At 71.2% G+C, this 18307-nt stretch carries 15 protein-coding genes; 10 read left to right on the forward strand and 5 right to left on the reverse strand.

The window, feature by feature from the left end; all coding sequences use genetic code 11:
• The first annotated feature begins 763 nt into the window (after positions 1-763).
• On the forward strand, positions 764-1105 hold the full coding sequence (locus tag WH85_RS54245; protein WP_425394687.1) for a GNAT family N-acetyltransferase: 342 nt from the start codon (positions 764-766) through the stop codon (positions 1103-1105).
• 275 nt (positions 1106-1380) lie between these two features.
• Here WH85_RS54245 and WH85_RS36820 read toward each other — a convergent pair whose 3' ends face one another.
• Positions 1381-1872 carry a hypothetical protein gene (locus WH85_RS36820; RefSeq protein WP_157411449.1) on the reverse strand — a complete coding sequence of 164 codons (492 nt, stop codon included), beginning with the start codon at positions 1870-1872 and terminating at the stop codon, positions 1381-1383.
• Positions 1873-2338: 466 nt separating this feature from the next.
• Positions 2339-3355 carry a LacI family DNA-binding transcriptional regulator gene (locus tag WH85_RS36825; protein ID WP_045746787.1) on the reverse strand — a complete coding sequence of 339 codons (1017 nt, stop codon included), beginning with the start codon at positions 3353-3355 and terminating at the stop codon, positions 2339-2341.
• 320 nt (positions 3356-3675) lie between these two features.
• Between WH85_RS36825 and WH85_RS36830 the strand changes: the two genes are divergently transcribed.
• The 6 genes from WH85_RS36830 to WH85_RS36855 all read left to right on the forward strand — a co-directional run bounded on the left by WH85_RS36830 (position 3676) and on the right by WH85_RS36855 (position 11481).
• Positions 3676-4662 (forward strand): ABC transporter substrate-binding protein, encoded by a 987-nt coding sequence (locus tag WH85_RS36830; RefSeq protein WP_045746755.1) that lies wholly within the window; start codon positions 3676-3678, stop codon positions 4660-4662.
• Between the two features lie 64 nt (positions 4663-4726).
• A complete protein-coding gene (locus WH85_RS36835) occupies positions 4727-6253 on the forward strand; it encodes a sugar ABC transporter ATP-binding protein (RefSeq protein WP_045746756.1) in 1527 nt (508 codons plus the stop codon).
• A complete protein-coding gene (locus tag WH85_RS36840; RefSeq protein WP_045746757.1) occupies positions 6250-7272 on the forward strand; it encodes an ABC transporter permease in 1023 nt (340 codons plus the stop codon). The genes WH85_RS36835 and WH85_RS36840 overlap by 4 nt, the downstream gene beginning before the upstream one ends.
• Complete coding sequence (gene yjfF / locus WH85_RS36845) at positions 7269-8294, forward strand: galactofuranose ABC transporter, permease protein YjfF (RefSeq protein ID WP_045746758.1); 1026 nt, start codon at positions 7269-7271, stop codon at positions 8292-8294. The genes WH85_RS36840 and yjfF overlap by 4 nt, the downstream gene beginning before the upstream one ends.
• A gap of 70 nt (positions 8295-8364) precedes the next feature.
• Entirely contained in the window at positions 8365-9849 is a 1485-nt protein-coding gene (gene araA / locus WH85_RS36850; RefSeq protein ID WP_045746759.1) for an L-arabinose isomerase, read from the forward strand.
• A gap of 15 nt (positions 9850-9864) precedes the next feature.
• A complete protein-coding gene (locus WH85_RS36855) occupies positions 9865-11481 on the forward strand; it encodes an amidohydrolase (protein ID WP_045746760.1) in 1617 nt (538 codons plus the stop codon).
• Positions 11482-11522: 41 nt separating this feature from the next.
• Here WH85_RS36855 and WH85_RS36860 read toward each other — a convergent pair whose 3' ends face one another.
• Positions 11523-12161 (reverse strand): hypothetical protein, encoded by a 639-nt coding sequence (locus WH85_RS36860; RefSeq protein WP_245674248.1) that lies wholly within the window; start codon positions 12159-12161, stop codon positions 11523-11525.
• Between the two features lie 269 nt (positions 12162-12430).
• Between WH85_RS36860 and WH85_RS49350 the strand changes: the two genes are divergently transcribed.
• Positions 12431-13165 carry a LamG-like jellyroll fold domain-containing protein gene (locus tag WH85_RS49350; RefSeq protein ID WP_083449537.1) on the forward strand — a complete coding sequence of 245 codons (735 nt, stop codon included), beginning with the start codon at positions 12431-12433 and terminating at the stop codon, positions 13163-13165.
• Here the strand turns inward: WH85_RS49350 and WH85_RS51040 are convergent.
• Positions 13047-14207 (reverse strand): hypothetical protein, encoded by a 1161-nt coding sequence (locus tag WH85_RS51040; RefSeq protein ID WP_045746763.1) that lies wholly within the window; start codon positions 14205-14207, stop codon positions 13047-13049. The genes WH85_RS49350 and WH85_RS51040 overlap by 119 nt on opposite strands.
• Positions 14204-15385: a glycosyltransferase family 87 protein gene (locus WH85_RS36875; RefSeq protein WP_045746764.1), complete on the reverse strand. Its 1182-nt coding sequence runs from the start codon at positions 15383-15385 to the stop codon at positions 14204-14206. The genes WH85_RS51040 and WH85_RS36875 overlap by 4 nt, the downstream gene beginning before the upstream one ends.
• Positions 15386-15683: 298 nt before the next feature.
• Between WH85_RS36875 and WH85_RS36880 the strand changes: the two genes are divergently transcribed.
• Together WH85_RS36880 and WH85_RS36885 are read left to right on the forward strand one after the other, a co-directional pair.
• Positions 15684-17543 carry an AAA domain-containing protein gene (locus WH85_RS36880; protein WP_169792534.1) on the forward strand — a complete coding sequence of 620 codons (1860 nt, stop codon included), beginning with the start codon at positions 15684-15686 and terminating at the stop codon, positions 17541-17543.
• Positions 17540-18283, forward strand: coding sequence for a helix-turn-helix domain-containing protein (locus tag WH85_RS36885; protein ID WP_052721064.1), 744 nt, complete (start codon positions 17540-17542; stop codon positions 18281-18283). The genes WH85_RS36880 and WH85_RS36885 overlap by 4 nt, the downstream gene beginning before the upstream one ends.
• Positions 18284-18307: the final 24 nt, after the last annotated feature.

Genomic DNA, 18307 nt, shown 5'->3' on the forward strand with positions numbered 1-18307 from the left:
GGTTTGGTTGGGTGCGCTTACCGTCTGGGTTGGGTTTCGTGGGGTGGTGGGCGTACCCGAAGTGTTGATCGGGTGCTCCTGCCCTCCCGTATGCGACGGTCGTTGCACCCGTTGACATGATCGGGTGCGTTCGCCGTCTCTGGACGCTGATCGGCGCGCCATTCTGGGGTGTGGAGGATCTGAGCGGGCGACCGGGCCCGGTGACACTCGATCGACAAAGGCCGAGCCGCGTGGATCGGAACGTCGCCGTGAGGGTCTCCCGCGTCTTGCGTTCATCACGTTCGATCCCCGTCGGACTGAGGGCCCGGTGATCGGTCGCTCCCTGGCGTGCCGCGGCCGGGTCGGGGCAGCTTTTCGGATCGGGGCGGGCTTACAGTCGCCTACTGTGACGGATTCTGTGATTGCTGTGGCTACTCCGGCTGACCGGGAACGGGTGCTTGGGACGCTCGTGCCGGCGTTTGTCGAGGACCCGGTGCTTCGGTACATGTTTCCGGATGACGCGGACTATCCGGTGCAGGCTGCGGCGTTCTTCGGGCATCTCTTCGACAAGAGAGTAGGCCGGCGGGCGATCTGGATCGTTGACGGCGGCTCGTCGGTGGCTATCTGGGAACCGCCTCCCACGGCTGGAGCTCTGCCTCCCACGGCTGGGGCTCTGCCTCCCACGGCTGGGGCTCTGCCTCCCACGGCTGGGGCCCTGCCTGCCTCGTCGATCCGTGTCCGGTCTGCTGATCCGATCTCGAGTGCCGGGTCGGCCCCGGATGCGGTGTCCGAGCCGGACGCCGGGTTTGCGGGGGTGTTCTCGGGGGCGGCTCTGGGCCGGGTGCTGGCCTACGACTCGGCGGTGCATGCGGTCATGCCGGTGGGGCCGTACTGGTATCTGGGTGTGCTCGGCACCCGGCCGGAACAGACCGGGCGTGGCTGGGGCCGGGCGGTCATGGCGGAGGGGCTGCGGCGGGCTGCGGCAGACGGGCTGCCCGCCGTTCTGGAGACGAGCAAGCCGGCCAATGTCGAGTTCTACGAGCGGGCGGGGTGGCGGGTCGTCGGGGTCGCCGCATCGCCGGTGCCCACCTGGGTCATGCAGCAGGGGCCGGCCGCCGGATCGTGAACCGGCACGTGACCATGAGATGGGCACCTGCTCGGCCAGTATCGCCGGTGACTTCGGCGCGCCCCTCGTGGGCTGGTCTGGCCGGCGGCGACCTATGACGGACAGAACCCTCAGTCACGTGCTCGACCGATTCTGATCAAGGTGTGCCGGGCCGGTGCCGGAAAGGCACCGGCCATCGGCGGCGGTCTTCGGTGTACGGGACGAGTGCGGTACGGCGGTCGGTCAGTGGCGGGCGGACTGGGTCATCACCCGTAGGGCGCTGCGGAAGCGGCGGGTCAGTGGCGGGCGGACTGGGTCATCACCCGTAGGGCGTTGCGGAAGCGGCGGGTCAGGCCGGCCGGCTCGGAGCGGGCGTTGCCTGTCCACCCGGGTGGGGTGCGGCGGTTGCCGGTGTGGCCGGGGAACTGCCGGGGGATTCGGGCGTCGGGAGGTGTGGCGGCCGGGTGGTGCCAGGTGAAGTCGACGCCGGAGAGGCGTACGGTGCGGCCCGGTTCGCAGAGGCCCGTCTCGCGGTTGCCGAGGACGCCGTCGCGGCCGTAGCAGATCATCAGGCTGATGATGTCGCGTTCCGGGGTGGTGTGGACGGCCCACACGTTGCCCTGACCGGTGAGGCCGGTGCCGTCGGGGGCGGCTGTGGTGTCCAAGGAGGTGCCCCGGCCGCGCAGCGACACCACGGTTTCGTGGCCGGCGGCGTCGATCAGGTGCAGAGTGCCGGAGAGTCGAGGATGCCTACGCCGGCGCAGCCATCCGCTGAAGGAGTTTTCCACCGCTCACCGTCCCTTCGCCGGGCCCGGGTGCCGGGCCGTGAGCTGGACAGGCCCGGATCGTGCCGGGCCCGAGGCCGACCCGGATCACTCCGGGCCTGAGCGGCCCGGGCACAGCCGGGCCGTTGGCCGACCCGGATCACACCGGGTCGCCGGCCGGCCCGGAAGGAGACCGGACCGGGGCAGAGGCAGAGGGCGACGTCGGGCAGGTCTGCGGCCGAGGGGCCCGGCAAAGCCCTCGGCTCGTCTGGCGGGTGTGGCGTGGGAGATCGGGTGACCGAGTCCGTGCGCCACGATCGAGCACCTTTCGGACTGTAATGGCACATGGCCACTCTGCGGCGATCGTTCACCGGCCAGAGTGAGCCGCCCGCTGTCGGATAGTGGACCGACGCGGGGCGGGTGTGACTACGCGGTGATCGTAAGCGCTTCGATGGATACCGTGGGTAGCGGGATGTTCGGCAACGGACGATCACTGACGGGAACGACGGGAGCCGGGCGGCGGAGCGGAGCTCGCCCGCGTGATCAGACGGGGCGCCACGACCACGTCCTCCGGCGGTGTCTCCCCGTCAGCCCGTCCCATGTGACGCAAGAGCAGCGCCAGCGCCCGCCGCCCCATCTCCGCGAAATCCTGGTGCACCGTCGTCAGTGGCGGCAGGAAGTACCCGGAGTCCGGCATGTCGTCGAATCCGGCCACGCTCACCTCGTCCGGCACCCGGCGGCCCGCCTCGTGCAGGGCGCGGAGCACCCCGAGCGCGATCCGGTCGTTGGCGCAGAAGATCGCGGTCACGTCCGGGTCGGCGGCCAGGCGGCGCCCCTGCTCGTATCCGGCGGCCGCGTCCCACCAGCCGGCGCTGACCGCCGGGACGACCGCCCCGGCCTCGTAGAGGGTTTCCCGCCAGCCGTCGACCCGGGACTGTGCCTCGGGCCAGTCGGGCGGTCCGGCCACGTGGTGCACGGTGGCGTGTCCGAGGTCGAGCAGGTGCCGGGTGACGAGGCGGGCCCCGGTGTCGTTGTCGACGCGTACCCGGGGGAAGGGATCTGAGCCGGCGCCGGAACCGCCCACCGCGACGCAGATGAGCCCGCCGGGGGCGTGCGTGAGCGCGGTGGTGACCGCCGGTTTGGGGGCGATGGCGATGATGCCGTCGACGTCGTGCTGGGCGAGCCGGTCGACGGCTTCGAGCACGGTGCGGTGGGTGAGTTCCCGGACGGTGGCGACGCTGACGAGATATCCGGCGGCGCGGGCGGCGCTCTCGATGCCGTAGAGCATGGATTCCGGCCCGAACAGGGTGGTTTCGAAGCCGATGATGCCGAGGGTGTGCGACTCGCGGGTGGCGAGGGTGCGGGCGGCCAGGTTGCGCCGGTAGTTGAGCGACCGCATCGCGGCGAGCACGCGTTCACGGGTCTCGGCGCGGACGTTCGGGTGTTCATTGATCACTCGCGACACGGTCTGGTGGGAGACCCCGGCGAGCTTGGCGACGTCGCGCATGACGGTGCCGCGCTCCTTGCCGGGTCGCGGCCGGAGCGCGGGGAGTCGCTGGTAGGCGACCGGATCGTGGTCCGGCGCCGGTTCGGGTGTCGCCATTGGACGGGTCTATCAGGTGACGGCGTGATGACCGTGGGCGATTGCGGCGTTCTTGCAATCTCTCTGAAACAACGACGATGATCTCTTGACGATCACGTTGAGAACGGTAACACTCACGAAACGTAAGTTGTGACGCCGGTCGCAGCTAACCGACTATCTCCGCGGTGACAGGCAGTTCGTGCCGCCCGCTGGCCATTTGTGAACGGTAACAGTTTCGGGAGGTTATGGTGCGCAGGAATCTGTCCGCGGCCGTGCTGAGCGGTGTCCTCGCCGTCTCCGCGCTCGCCGGCTGTGGCGGCGGTGACGGCGACAGCGGCACGGCGTCCGGTGATGACAAGATCACGCTGGGATTCTCTCAGGTCGGCGCCGAGAGCGGTTGGCGCACGGCGAACACCAAGTCCATTCAGGAGTCGGCCGCCGCGGCCGGCATCGACCTGAAGTTCTCCGACGCGCAGGGCAAGCAGGAGAACCAGATCTCCGCGATCCGCGGCTTCATCACCCAGGGCGTCGACGTGATCGCCTTCTCGCCGGTGGTCACCTCCGGCTGGGACGCGGTGCTGCAGGAGGCCAAGGACGCCGACATCCCGGTGATCCTGACCGACCGCGCGGTCGACTCGCAGGACACCTCGCTCTACAAGACCTTCATCGGCTCGGACTTCGTCGAGGAGGGCAAGAAGGCCGGCGACTGGCTGGTCAAGGAGTACGAGGGCAAGTCCGAGCCGGTCAACATCGTGGAGTTGCAGGGCACCACGGGATCGGCGCCGGCCAACGACCGGCAGAAGGGTTTCGCCGACGCCATCGCGGCGAACACCAACTTCAAGATCGTGAAGTCGCAGACCGGTGACTTCAAGCGCGCCGACGGCAAGACGGTCATGGAGACCTTCCTGCAGTCCACCCCGGACATCGACGTGCTGTACGCGCACAACGACGACATGGGTCTGGGTGCGATCGAGGCGATCGAGGCGGCCGGCAAGAAGCCCGGTACCGACATCAAGATCATCACGGTGGACGCGGTCAAGGACGGCATGACGGCACTGGCCGACGGCAAGATCAACTACATCGTCGAGTGCAGCCCGCTCCTCGGCCCGCAGCTGATGGACCTGGCCAAGAAGGTCGACGCCGGCGAGGAGATCCCGAACCGGGTCCTCACCGAGGAGACCACCTTCACCCAGGAGCAGGCGAAGACCGAGCTCCCCAACCGCAAGTACTGACGCGGGACGCCGCGCCGGCCCGGGCCCGGGCCGGCGCGGCACGCGGTGGAAACGGAGCAAGGTCATGGCTGAGCAGTCCCCGGTCCTCGAGATGACCGGGATCCGAAAGGTCTTCCCCGGCGTCGTCGCCCTCGACGGCGTCGATTTCCGGTTGTACCCCGGTGAGATCCACGCCCTGATGGGCGAGAACGGCGCCGGGAAATCCACCCTGATCAAGGTGCTGACCGGGGTGTACGACATCGACGGCGGCGACATCACGCTGGCCGGTGCGCCGGTGCGGATCAACGGTCCACTGCAGGCGCAGCAGGCCGGGATCAGCACGGTCTATCAGGAGGTCAACCTCTGCACCAACCTGTCGGTGGCGGAGAACATCTTCATCGGCCGTGAGCCGCGGCGCTTCGGGCGGATCCAGTGGGGCCTGATGCGGCGGCGCGCGGCCGAACTGCTCGCCCGGCTCGACCTGGACCTGGACGTGTCGGCGCCGCTGAGCACGTACTCGCTGGCGATTCAGCAGATGGTGGCGATCGCCCGGGCCGTCGACATCTCCGCGCGGGTGCTGATCCTGGACGAACCCACGTCCAGTCTGGACACGTCCGAGGTGGCGCAGCTGTTCGCCGTCATGCGGAGGCTCAAGGACGAGGGCGTGGCGATCCTGTTCGTCTCGCACTTCCTCGACCAGATCTACGAGGTCTCCGACCGGCTGACCGTGCTGCGCAACGGCCAGCTCATCGGCGAGTACCGGACGGCGGCCCTCCCGCAGGTCCAGCTGGTCGAGAAGATGATCGGCAAGGAGCTGGCGGTCCTCTCCGACGTCGAGGACGAGGCGCAGAGCTCCCGGGAGAAGGCGGCGGAGGCCAGCCCGGTGATCGAGGCCCGAGGGCTGGGCCGGTCCGGGGCCATCGCGCCGTTCGACCTGACCATCCACGCCGGCGAAGTGGTGGGCCTGGCCGGGCTGCTCGGCTCCGGCCGCACCGAACTGGCCCGGCTGCTCTTCGGCGCCGACCGCGCCGACCAGGGCGAGCTGAGCATCGACGGCAGACCGGTCACCCTGCGCAGCCCGCAGCTGGCCATGAAGAAGGGCATCGCGTTCTCCTCGGAGAACCGGCGCACCGAGGGCATCATCGGCGACCTCAGCGTCCGGGAGAACATCATCCTGGCGTTGCAGGCCTCCCGCGGCTGGACCCGGCCGATCCCGCGCCGACGGCAGGACGAGATCGTCGAGAAGTACATCAAGGCACTGCAGATCCGGCCCGCCGACCCGGAGCGCCCGGTCCGCAACCTGTCCGGCGGCAACCAGCAGAAGGTGCTGCTGGCCCGCTGGCTGATCACCGAACCCCGGCTGCTGATCATCGACGAGCCGACCCGGGGCATCGACGTCGGCGCCAAGGCGGAGATCCAGAAGCTGGTCGCCGAGCTGTCCGGCGGTGGCATGGCGGTGCTCTTCGTCAGCGCCGAGCTGGAGGAGGTCCTCCGGCTCAGTCACAAGATCGAGGTGCTCCGGGACCGCCGCCTGGTCGAGGAGCTGGAGAACACCGACGGCGTCGACGCCGACCGCATCATGCAGACCATCGCCAGCGGAGCCACCTCATGACGTCCATCCTGAAGAACCGGCTGTTCTGGCCCGCGGCGATCCTGGTGGTGCTGCTGGCCGTCAACGTGTTCACCTCCAACCAGTTCATCACGATCCGCGACGGCCACCTGTTCGGCACCCTGATCGACATCCTCCGGGGCAGCGCACCGCTGATCCTGGTCGCGCTCGGGATGACCCTGGTGATCGCGACCGGGGGCATCGACCTCTCGGTCGGCTCGGTGATGGCGATCTCCGGCGCGGTGGCCTGCCTGCTGATCAGCGATCTCGGCGACCAGAACGCGGTCGGCCCGGTGCTGCTGATCATCGCGGCGTCGATCGGCATCTCGGTGCTGTTCGGACTCTGGAACGGCGCGCTGGTCGCGATCGTCGGCATTCAGCCGATCATCGCGACCCTGATCCTGATGGTGGCCGGGCGTGGTGTGGCCCAGCTGATCACCGACGGTCAGATCATCAACGTCCAGTCCGGGCCGTACGCGACGATCGCCTCCGGCTTCCTGCTCGCGGTCCCGGTGGCGTTCCTGATCGCCGTCGCGGCGGTGGCCCTGATCGTGCTGCTGACCCGGCGCACCGCGCTCGGCCTGCTGCTCGAGTCGGTGGGTGGCAGCCCGACCGCCAGCCGTCTGGCCGGCATCGGCGCCAAGCGGATCACCGTGATGGTCTACATGGTGGCCGGTGGCTTCGCCGGACTGGCCGGCCTGATCTACAGCGCCAACATCAAGAGTGCCGACAGCATCTCGGCCGGCAACCTGATCGAGCTGGACGCCATCCTGGCCGTGGTGATCGGCGGTACCGCGCTGATCGGCGGGCGGTTCTCCATCGCCGGCACCGTCCTCGGCGCGATCCTCATCCAGACGCTCGGCGTGACCGTCGTGGCCGTCGGCGTGCCCGCGCAGGCGACGCTGCTGTTCAAGGCGATCGTCGTGGTCGCGCTCTGCCTGTCCCAGTCCCCGGCCTTCCGGGAGAAGGTCTTCGGGCGCCTCAAGCCGCGCCCCGCACTGCGAGCCGAGGTTGCTCAATGACCACCACCGATACCCCACCGGCGGCCGGCGCGACGAGCGCGGCGTCGCTCAACCCCCGTCGCCGGACCTTCAAGCCGAACACCCGGCACATCCCGGTCCTGGCCACCCTCGTCCTGCTGGCGCTGATGTACGGCGGAGGCATCGCCAACTACGAGAAGTTCGGCCAGCCCAGCGTCTTCGTCAACCTGTTCCGTGACAACGCGGTGCTGCTCGTCGTCGCGGTCGGCATGACCTTCGTGATCATCACGGGCGGCATCGACCTGTCGGTCGGCGCGGTCATCTCGCTGACCACCACGCTGACCGCCACCCTGCTCCAGGGCGGGTGGCCGCCGCTGGTGGTGCTGGTCCTGGTGCTGCTGCTCGGTTCGCTGATCGGCGCCGGACAGGGCGCGGTGATCCACTTCTTCAAGGTGGAACCCTTCATCGCCACCCTGGCCGGGTTGTTCCTGGCCCGGGGCCTGGCGCTGTTCATCAATCAGAGCTCGATCCCGATCCGGGACGAGACCTGGAAGGCGATCTCGCAGTACCGGATCCCGCTGGCCGACGGCGTGGTCACCAAGCCGATCGCCCTGATCGCCATCGCGGCGGTACTGATCGCCGCGGCGGTGCTGGCCTGGACCCGGTTCGGCCGCAACGTCTACGCGATCGGCGGCAACGCCGACTCGGCCCTGCTGATGGGCCTGCCGGTGGGCCGGACCCGGATCGCGGTCTACACGCTGAGCGGGTTCTGCGCGGCGCTCGGTGGCGTGCTGTTCAGCATCAACTCCACCTCCGGCTGGGCGTTGCAGGGCAGCGGCCTGGAACTGGACGCCATCGCCGCCTGCGTGATCGGCGGCGTGCTGCTCACCGGCGGGTCCGGCTACGTGTTCGGCGCGCTGCTCGGCGTGCTGGTCACCGGCCTGATTCAGACGATCATCAACTTCCAGGGTGACCTCAACCCGGCCTGGACCCGGATCATCGTCGGCGTCCTGCTCTTCGGCTTCATCGTCATGCAGCGGCTCGTCACGAGGAGGGCCAAATAGTCATGCAGCGGCTCGTCACGAGGAAGACCGAATGGACATGCGGCGGCTCGTCACCAGAAAGGCCGAATAGATGACCGACGGGCAGATCTGGTTCCTCACCGGCAGCCAGGGACTGTACGGGCCGGAGACCCTGGACCAGGTCGCCGCCCAGTCCCGGGAGATCGCCGCCCGGCTGGACGAGCGACTGGACGCCGACGTCGTCTGGCAGCCGGTGCTCACCACGCCGGAGCAGATCCTCGACGTCTGCCGCCGGGCGTCGTCCACCCCGGGCGTCCTCGGCGTGATCACCTGGATGCACACGTTCTCCCCGGCCAAGATGTGGATCGCCGGACTGGACGCGCTGCGGGCTCCGCTGCTGCACCTGCACACGCAGCACAATGTGGAGCTGCCCTGGTCCGAGATCGACATGGACTTCATGAACCTGAACCAGGCCGCGCACGGCGACCGGGAGTTCGGGTTCATCGAGAGCCGTCTCGGCGTACCCCGCAAGACGGTGGCCGGGCACGTCACCAACCCGGCGGTGATCGCCAGGATCGCCACCTGGGTCCGCGCGGCGCGCGGCCGTGCCGCCATGCGCACCCTCAAGCTGGCGAGGTTCGGCGACAACATGCGCGACGTCGCGGTCACCGAGGGGGACAAGGTCGAGGCGCAGCTGCGGTTCGGCGTCTCGGTCAACACCTACGGGGTGAACGACCTGGTCACGGTGGTGGATCAGGTGACCGACGCGGAGATCGACAAGCTGGTGTCGGAGTATTCCGACATCTACGAAATCTCGCCTGAGCTGCTCAGTGAGCGCAACGCCGAACTCCGGTACGGGGCGAGGATCGAGCTCGGCCTCCGGCAGTTCCTCACCGACGGCGGTTTCAAGGCTTTCACCAGCAACTTCGAGGACCTCGGGGGCCTGCGGCAACTCCCGGGCCTCGCCGTGCAACGACTGATGGCCGACGGGTACGGCTTCGGCGGCGAAGGTGACTGGAAGACGTCGGTGCTCGTCCACACCCTCAAGGCGATGGCCCCCGGTGGCGCCACCTCCTTCATGGAGGACTACACCTACGACCTGACCCCGGGCAACGAGGTCATCCTCGGCGCGCACATGCTCGAGGTCTGCCCGTCGATCGCGGCCGGCACACCCAAGCTGGAGATCCACCCGCTCGGCATCGGCGGCCGGGAGGACCCGGTCCGTCTGGTCTTCGACGCCGCGCCCGGCCCGGCCGTCGTGCTCGGGCTGGCCGATCTGGGCGACCGGTTCCGGCTGGTGGCCAACGAGATCGAGGTGGTGGCGCCGACCGCCCCGCTGCCGAGGCTGCCGGTGGCCCGGGCGGTGTGGAAACCGGCGCCGTCGCTCGCCACCTCGGCCGAATGCTGGCTGACCGCGGGCGGGCCGCACCACACCGTGCTGTCGTCGTCGGTCGGCACCGAGGAACTGGCCGACCTGGCCGAGATGCTCGGCACCGAGCTGCTGGTGATCGACCGGGACACCACCACCCGGCAGTTCGCCAAGGAGGTGCGCTGGAACCAGGCCTACCACCGGCTGGCACGCGGGTTCGGGCGGTAGGGATTTAATGGCGGTATGGCCGACCTCCTCTTCACCGGCGGGCCGATCTTCGCCCCCGGATCCGCCACCTCGCTCGCCGTCCGGGACGGCCGGATCCTCGCCGTCGGCCACGACGAGGTCCGGGACCTGGCCGGGCCGGCCACCGAGGTCGTCGACCTGCGCGGCCGGCTGCTGATCCCCGGCTTCCAGGACGCCCACGTGCACGCCGTGATGGGTGGTGTCGAACTCGGCCAGTGCGATCTGACCGGCACCGTCGATCCGGAGGAATACCTTCGCCGGGTACGCGGATACGCCGACGCCCACCCGGACGCGGCGTGGATCGCCGGGGGCGGCTGGGCGATGGAGAGCTTCCCCGGCGGGGTGCCCGGCCGTGAGCTGCTCGACCGGGTCGTCCCCGACCGGCCGGTCTTCCTGATCAACCGGGATCACCACGGCGCCTGGGTGAACAGCCGGGCCCTGGAGCTGGCCGGGATCACCGCGGACACCCCCGACCCGGTGGACGGGCGCATCGACCGGCTGCCGGACGGCACCCCGGCCGGTGGCCTGCAGGAGGGCGCGATCCGGCTGGTCGAGTCGCTGATCCCGGCGGTCACCCCGGCCGACCGGCTGGCCGGCCTGCTGCGGGCCCAGGAACTCCTGCATTCGCTGGGTGTGACGGCCTGGCAGGACGCGATGGTCTGCGCCACCAACGGCTATCCGGACGTCTCCGACGCGTACCTCGCCGCCGCCACCGACGGCAGCCTGACCGCGACCGTGAACGGTGCCCTCTGGTGGGACCGGGACCGCGACGCGAGCCAGATCGAGGAGCTGGTCGCGAAACGGGACCGGTTCACCACCGGCCGCCTGCGCTGCGACAGCGTGAAACTGATGCTGGACGGCGTCGCGGAGAACTTCACCGCCGCGATGACCGCGTCCTACCAGGACGGATGCGGGTGTGCCACCGGCAACCGGGGACTGTCCTTCATCGACCCGCCGGCATTGGCGCGGTACGTGACCGCCCTCGACGCCCTGGACTTCCAGACCCACTTCCACGCCCTCGGCGACCGTGCCGTCCGCGACGCGCTCGACGCGGTGGCCGCGGCTCGGGCGGCCAACGGGTTCCGGGACACCCGCCCCCACCTGGCCCATCTGCAGGTGGTGCACCCGGACGACGTGCCACGGTTCCGGGCGCTGGGTGCGACGGCGAACCTGCAGGCGTACTGGGCGTCGCACGAACCGCAGATGGACGACCTGACGATCCCGTTCCTGGACCCGGCGCTGGCGGCCCGGCAGTACCCGTTCGGCGACCTGTGGCGGGCCGGGGCGCACCTGGCGGCCGGCAGCGACTGGCCGGTCACCACGCCGGACCCGTTGCAGGCGATCCACGTGGCGGTGAACCGGTCCCATCACGGCAGCGGACGCCCGGCGTTCCTGCCCGGGCAGGAGCTTGATCTGGGTACGGCGCTGACCGCGTACACCGCGGGGTCCGCCTATGTGAACCGGCGGGACGACAGCGGGACGATCCGCCCGGGTCACCGGGCGGACCTGGTGGTGCTGGACCGGGACCCGTTCGCCGGGCCGGCCGCGGAGATCGGGGACACCGGGGTGGCGTACACCTACGTCGACGGGACGCAGGTGTACGCAGCCGGTTAGCCTTGCTGGTTCTCCGGCCCGGCGCGGCTGTACGCCGCCGGTCAGCCCTGCTGGTTCTCCGGCCCGGGACGCGGGTGCCGCGGCGCCATGGCCTGGCCGGGCTCCTCGACGGTCGGTTCGTCGTCCACCGACTCGGCGTCGATGATCTCCGGCGTGACCTTGGGGGCCTCGGCCCACAACGCCCGCAGCTGGCCCTGCATGAAGGCGGTGAGGCGCCCGCGGTACTCCCGGTCGAACTGCTCGAGCGACTCGATCTGCTGCTGCAGACCCTCGCGCTTCGCGCCGAGGCTGCCGACGACGTCGTCGTACCGCTGCTGGGCCTGGAGTTTCAGCTGCTCGGCGCCGGCGTGCGCGTCCGCGCCGACCGTCTCGGCCCGGGCCCGGGCGTCGTTGACGATCCGCTCGGCGGTGCGGCGGGCCTCCTCGGCGCGGGCCTGGGCGTCACGGGCCATCTGTTCGGCGCCGGCGCGCGCCTCGGCGAGGATCCGGTCGGCCTCGCGGCGCACGTTGTTGGCGTGGGCCTGGGCGTCCCGGGCGATCTGCTCGGCGGCGGCCAGCGCATCCGTGCGGATCTTGTCCGCGTGGTGCTGGGCGCTCGCCACGTGCTCCTCGGCGGTGCGCTGGGCGAGGGCCAGAACCTGCAGCGCCTGGTTCGGCAGGCCGGGGTTGGGGGCGATCACTGACTGCTCCGAAGTCTGACCTTCTGTCCCATTGAGAAGCACGTCGACACGATCCTTATCTGGTTGTCAGGCTGCCGCTGTCATGTCCCCGGCCGGAACACAGGGCCATGATCGGCGGATGCTACCAAGCAGAACCGGCCGACTGCGAGAGAGCGAACGTGAAGATGCGATCACGCTCCGGAGCCGTTTTCTGCAACAGTGTATAAACCGAACAACTGCCCCATTAAGCTCGATTCGGTCCGTAGCCCGACACCCCTCGAGGAAGTGCCATGGGATACCGCCGCGCACTCGCCACCCTGCTCGCCACCACCACCCTCCTGAGCGGCGCAGACCCGGCGACGGCGGCCGGATGGTCCGGTTACGAGGTGGCCTACTGGCCGATGGACGAGGTGTACGGCGCCACCCGGATGGTCGACACCGCCGGTCGCGGACATCACGGCGAGATCGGCCCGGAGGTGGAGACCGGAGTCACCCTGGGCGGCGACATCGGGTACCGGTTCGAACGACTCGAACCCGACACCCCGCCCACCCGTCCGGGCCATCTGGTCATCGTCGCGCACCATCCGGACCTCGATCCCGGCGACAACGACTACGCCGTCACGCTGCGCCTGCGGACCACCGGGAAGTTCGGCAACATCATCCAGAAGGGCCAGGCCACCGTCCCGGGCGGCAACTTCAAGATGCAGATCCCGAGCGGCAAGGTGCAGTGCTCCTTCCGCGGCACCCGGGGTCTGCTCGAGGTCTTCGCCCCCTTCACGATCAACGACGGTGTCTGGCACGTCGTCCGCTGCCTGCGGGTCCAGGCCGGGGTGGCGCTGATCATCGACGGCGTGCAGGTCGCCCAGCGGCCCGGCTACACCGGGCCGATCGCCAACGACTGGCCGATCACCATCGGCGGGAAGCTGCAGTGCGATCAGATCCTGGTCGGATGCGACTACTACGTCGGCGATCTGGACCAGGTGACGATCGAGTCGGCGCCGCCGGCGTCATGGCCAGCAGGATGAGACCGAGCGCCGCGCCGAGCACCGGCCGGCGCAGACCGGCGCCGAGCAGCGCACCGTAGGCCAGCGGGAGACCACGCCACCACCAGCGACCGGGGATCGTGGCGAGCAGCAGGACGGTGCACACCGCGACCGGGGTCCAGTAGTAGCGCAGGGCCACCGGATCGGTGCCGGCTCGCACCAGGGCGGCGGCCGTCAGCGCCTGCACGCCGTCGCGGCGCCGCAGGGCGATCCCGGCACAGCAGCCGGCCACCAGCACTCCCTGTACCAGGCGCATCGGCCAGGTGACGGTCTCCGCGGCGGGCAGGAGCAGCGCCGCCAGGGTGTGGTCGGCGATCGGCCAGACATGGGCGAACATCCGGAAACGCCCGGTCGCCACGAACGGCAGATAGGCGGCCACCCCGATCACGGCCCCCGACAGCGCGGTCACCACCGCACGCCGCGGCCGCTCCACGGCCAGCAGGCAGGGGAAACCGAGCAGCGCCCACGGCGCGATCATCACCGCGACCCCGAGGGCCAGGACCCGGGCGGTCCGCCGGCGGCTCTTCACGGTGTACGCCCAGAGCACCGGTACCGCCGCTTCCACGGGGTGACCGTCCCAGGGCAGCGGCACCGCAAGCCAGAGCACGACCAGCAGACCGGTCGCGATCTCCCGTCCCGGGTGCCGGCGGTCGCACCGGGACATCGCCGTCAGGACCAGGGCGGCGTTCACGGTCGCGATCAGGACCGGATGCGGGCCGGTGATCAGAAGCAGCCGGCTCAGGACCAGTTGGAGCGGGCCGGCCTGCATCCAGCCGTCGTCGTAGACCTGCCCCGGGTGGCCGTCGAGGAGGCGGGCGCCCGCCGCGGCGAAGTCGGCCAGGTCCGGCGGATCCACCGGGACGACCAGTCCGAGGACCGCGGCCGCACCGGCCAGCACCGGGCGACGCCACGTCACGGTCCGCGGCGTCGTCACGTCGCCGGGCGTCACATCGCCGGGCGTCACATCGCCGGGCGTCACATTGCCGGGCGTCATGTCGCCGGGCGTCACGTCGCCGGGCGTCACGGTGCCGAGTGTCGGGGTATCGACCGTCGCGGTGCCGTCAGCAGGGCCGTCAGGAGCAGCAACTCGGCCAGGACCAGCCAGGTCTGACCGGTGGTCTGGTGACCCAGAACGAGCGGGACGTACGGGCCGGGCAGAGCGAGCAGGGCGATGCCGGGGGCGAACGGGAGCCAGTCCCGCCACGGCTGCGGGGCCAGCATCACGAGCACCATGGCCAGCACGACCAGCAGGTAGTGGACCTCGGAGATGCTGCTCGCGAGCAGCGTGGTCAGCAGGAGGGCGGCGCTCAGGGCCGCCGGGTCGGGGCGGACCGCTGTGACGCGTACCAGGAAGAAGACGACCACCGCCGCGGCCGCGGCAGTCCCGGTGAGCGACGGCAGGGCATGCGCCTCGGCCCAGCCCCGCAGTGAGAGGTTGTTGACCGCGTTGCTGCCGTGCAGATTGGTGCCCTGGGCTACATAGTGGAGGATCGCCGGATATCGGGTACCGCCGGGGATCAGCAGCATCGCGGCGAAGAGCAGCGCGGCGGCCGGCAGCATGGTGTGGGCGAGCGGACGCCAGCGCCGGTGGGCCGCCGGGACCAGCACCAGGGGCGCCAGCAGCGGCTTCACCAGCAGTGTCGCGGCCAGGAGCGCGCACCCCGGAGTCCAGTGACCGCGACGGAAGGCCACCAGGATCCCCACCGCGGCCGGCGCCAGGAACACCGTCAGGTTGCCCAGCGAGATCGACCGGGCGGCGGCGACCCCACCCAGCATGCCGAGCAGGGCCAGCGCGGTCACCAGCGCCCGGCGACGCGGCGGAGCCTGCCGGCCGACCATCCAGGCGGCGGCGGCCAGGGCGGCCACCCCGGCGGCGACCCAGCAGACGAACGCGGTCCGGACGCTGCCGAGCACGGTGGGCAGCAGCAGGGGGACGGCGGTCGGGGGATAGACGAAGTACGGATCGCTGAACACCGAATCACCGCGGAGCAGGGCGGAGGCGGCGTTGCGCACCGGCTCGAAGTCCACCCCCATGTCCCGCACCTGCAGCAGACGGGCGATCTCCGACGCTGCGGGGAGCAGCGCGAGAGCCGTCGCGGCGATCCCGGCCCAGCGGGGCGGCCCGCCCCGGGCAGGGAGGCCGGTGTCGGTGGTCCCGTCCGGCCGCGAACTGGTCGTCCCGTCCCGGGGCGCGTGCTCCACACCTCCCCGTTCGGCACGTTCCCCCGGTCCGTGAGTGCGCGGATCCACCGCGGCCCGGCGCGTCCGGCCCGCCCGGCGCGACGGTATCGATGGAGTGGAAAGGTCTGCGGGGGACTGGCCGGATCGGTGCGGAGGGTGTTCGCTTCGACAGGCGTGAGTCGAGCGCCGCCGCCGGAAGCGTGCCGGACCGCCGGCGGGAGATCGACAGTGAACGGGACTTTTGTGGGAGCGCGACCACGGGCGGATGACGGTGGGGCGGTGTTTGTGGGTGCGCGCCGGGCGCAACTATGGTGAGCTGATGGCGTCGACTCCCGTCGATCTCCATCGTGGTGACCGGGACCCGGCACTGCGATCCGGTGGATCGGCTTCCGCTTTGCGTGCCCGTTCCCGCAGCGACGGATTCCTCGATGCGCTGGAGGAGGCGGTCCGTGCGGGCCACGAGATCGACGCGGCGGAGAGGGCCCCGGCCCGGTACGCGACGATGACGTCCCGGCCGGGCATGACCCGGGCGCTTCCCGGGGGCGGCAGCCTCGACGAGCGGGTCCAGCAGGACGCCGTCATCCGGTTGCGGGCCGGCGCGGTCGCGAACCCGGGCCTGCTGGCGCTGCTCGCTGACGACTACGCCCTGCTCACTGACGATCAAGCGTGGCCTGCCGGGGATGAGGCCGACGGCGCCGAGGATGAGGACGGAGCCGGCGTCGACGGCTCGCCGGAGCCTGCCGCCATCGAGGAGATCTCCCCGAACGACGATGAGATCTCCCCGCAGGCGATCGAGGGGCGACCCGCTGCCGCATCGACGGTCGGGGACGGCGAAGTGACCGGGGCGGAGAGTGGGGACGACGTGGCGCAGCCGGAGCACGATGAGCCGTCGCACGAGGTGGTCGCCTCGGTGGAGGAGGCCGTCCGGGTGGTGCTGGGGGCGCCCGACCTCGCCTGCCTGATCACGCCGCCGGGCGCCCGGCTGAACGCGGTGGGCGCCCTGGTCCGGGCCGCCGCGGCACGCGGTGAGCGGGTGCTGATCGCGGCGCCCGCGTCCGCGGACCTGGATGCCCTGGTGGCGTGTCTGCCCGCCGGGCCCTCGGTGATCCGTACCGATCGCAGCGGCATGGAACCGGGCACGCTCGCCGCCGGGGCCGCCGTCGTGCAGCAGCAGATCCTGGCGCGGTCGCAGGAGTTCGCCGGCAATCTGGAGCGCTGGGGCGGGGATCCGTCCCCGGCCATGGGCTGGCTCTGCCGCCTGCGGTCGGCGCTGCGGGAGGCCGGGGAGGCGCGGCAGGCCGCCGACGAGGCGGCGGTCCGGCGCAACGCCGTCGTCGCCGCCACCCGCGCCCGGCTGGGGTCGGCGGTCCGGGAGAGGAAGCTTGCCGTCCGCCTCGCCGCCCGGCGGCCCGCCACGAGCCGCCGCTGGTGGCGGTGGGGTGGCGGCGCGGTGCGTGAAGACCTGCGCGAGGTCCTCGACCGGGCGGTGCGGGACTACGAGGAGAGCGTCGCCGCCCTGGACGCGGCGGTGGAGCAGGACAGCGCCGTGCGGGCGGCGGCGGACCGGGCGGCGTTCGCCCGGATCGCGGCCGAACGGACGGTGGAGAGCGCGGAACGCTCCGCTCTGCAACTGAGCCGCTGGCTGACCGGGATCGGCCCTGTCCCGGCGGCGGGCGACGACGGTGACCTGTGGGAATGGACCGCGGATGTGGCCGGGCTGACGCGGTTCGCCGAGCGGATCGAGCGGGTGGAGCCGACGCTGCGGGCGCGGGCCGGCCTGATGCGGGAGTGGCGGCAGCGCGCGGCGCGGCCCAGCCGGCAGCTGCACGCCGAGTTGCTGCGCTATGCGGACGTCGTCGCGACCACCTGTCTCGGGGCGGGCCGCCCGGAGTACGGGGATCACGAATTCGACCTGGTCATCCTGCCGGACGCGGCGCGTGTGCCGGTGCCGGTCGCGCTGGTACCGATGGTCCGCGCGCGCCGTGCGGTGCTGGTCGGCGAGCCGGGGCGTACCCCGTTGCGGGACGGGCGCAAGGTCGGGGAGTGGCTGCGCGGGCGGGGCCGGCTGGTGGCGGATCCGGCCGAGGTGGCGTCGCTGCTGACCGAGAGTGTTCTGGACCGGCTGGCCGGGCGGGCGCCGGCCGGCCGGCGGGTGCGGATCGGGGCGCCGGAGCGGTGACCGGGCCGGCCCATCTGCCTGAGCGGGAGGTGGCCCGCCGGGCGGACGCGCTGCCCGGGGTGCGGCCGCTGCGGATCCACCCGCTGCTGGTGCCGATGTGGGCCGCGGAGGTGACCGCGACGGTCCGGGAGGCGCACCCGTACGAGGTCTTCGACCGTTTCCTGGCCCGGGCGGTGGCGGAGGCGGGGCTCCGGAGCACGCCGGAGCTGGCGGAGTTCCTGGGGGTGGAGCCGGCGCTGGTGGCGCGGGCGCTGGGTTTCCTGATCGGGCTGGGCCATCTGGAACGGGACGGCGACCGGGTGACGCTGACCGAACTGGGTCGCCGGTCGGTGGCGGACGGCCGGCGGTACGTGCTGGCACCGCACCGCCGGATGGTGTTGCGGTTCGACGGGCTGGACGGGGCGCCCGTGCCGTACGGGCATGTGACCCGCTCGATCTGGCTCGGTGATCCGGAGTTGACGCTTGCGGACGGTACCCGGTTCCGGGTGATGCCGGGTGCGGGGGCGCTTCCCGACGATGCCGTGGCGGCGTTGCTGAGCCGCCGGGACGTGGGGGACTTCAGCGGGCCGATGGTGCCGGTGGCCGCGGAGACGACCGTGGTGCGGCCGGTGTGGCTGCCGGTCTACCTGGTCGAGTGCGTGGAGGAGCCGCTGGTGTTCGGGCGGGCCGTGGACGGGCCGGACCCGTACCTCGGTGCTCTGCTCGCCCCGTGGGTGAGCGACGTCGTCAAGGGCGTTTGACCCGCCGGGTGGCGGGCATCAGGC

The sequence above is a fragment of the Actinoplanes rectilineatus genome (assembly GCF_000962825.1).
GTDB lineage: Bacteria > Actinomycetota > Actinomycetes > Mycobacteriales > Micromonosporaceae > Actinoplanes > Actinoplanes rectilineatus.

What these genes read in the sequence shown, in the direction of transcription:
- WH85_RS36835 (WP_045746756.1), top strand. Translation starts at nt 4,727, where the DNA reads ATGGCTGAGCAGTCCCCGGTCCTCGAGATGACCGGGATCCGAAAGGTC.
- WH85_RS36830 (WP_045746755.1), top strand. Translation starts at nt 3,676, where the DNA reads ATGGTGCGCAGGAATCTGTCCGCGGCCGTGCTGAGCGGTGTCCTCGCC.
- araA (WP_045746759.1), top strand. Translation starts at nt 8,365, where the DNA reads ATGACCGACGGGCAGATCTGGTTCCTCACCGGCAGCCAGGGACTGTAC.
- WH85_RS36880 (WP_169792534.1), top strand. Translation starts at nt 15,684, where the DNA reads ATGGCGTCGACTCCCGTCGATCTCCATCGTGGTGACCGGGACCCGGCA.
- WH85_RS49350 (WP_083449537.1), top strand. Translation starts at nt 12,431, where the DNA reads ATGGGATACCGCCGCGCACTCGCCACCCTGCTCGCCACCACCACCCTC.
- WH85_RS36825 (WP_045746787.1), bottom strand. Translation starts at nt 3,355, where the DNA reads ATGCGCGACGTCGCCAAGCTCGCCGGGGTCTCCCACCAGACCGTGTCG.
- yjfF (WP_045746758.1), top strand. Translation starts at nt 7,269, where the DNA reads ATGACCACCACCGATACCCCACCGGCGGCCGGCGCGACGAGCGCGGCG.
- WH85_RS36855 (WP_045746760.1), top strand. Translation starts at nt 9,865, where the DNA reads ATGGCCGACCTCCTCTTCACCGGCGGGCCGATCTTCGCCCCCGGATCC.
- WH85_RS36840 (WP_045746757.1), top strand. Translation starts at nt 6,250, where the DNA reads ATGACGTCCATCCTGAAGAACCGGCTGTTCTGGCCCGCGGCGATCCTG.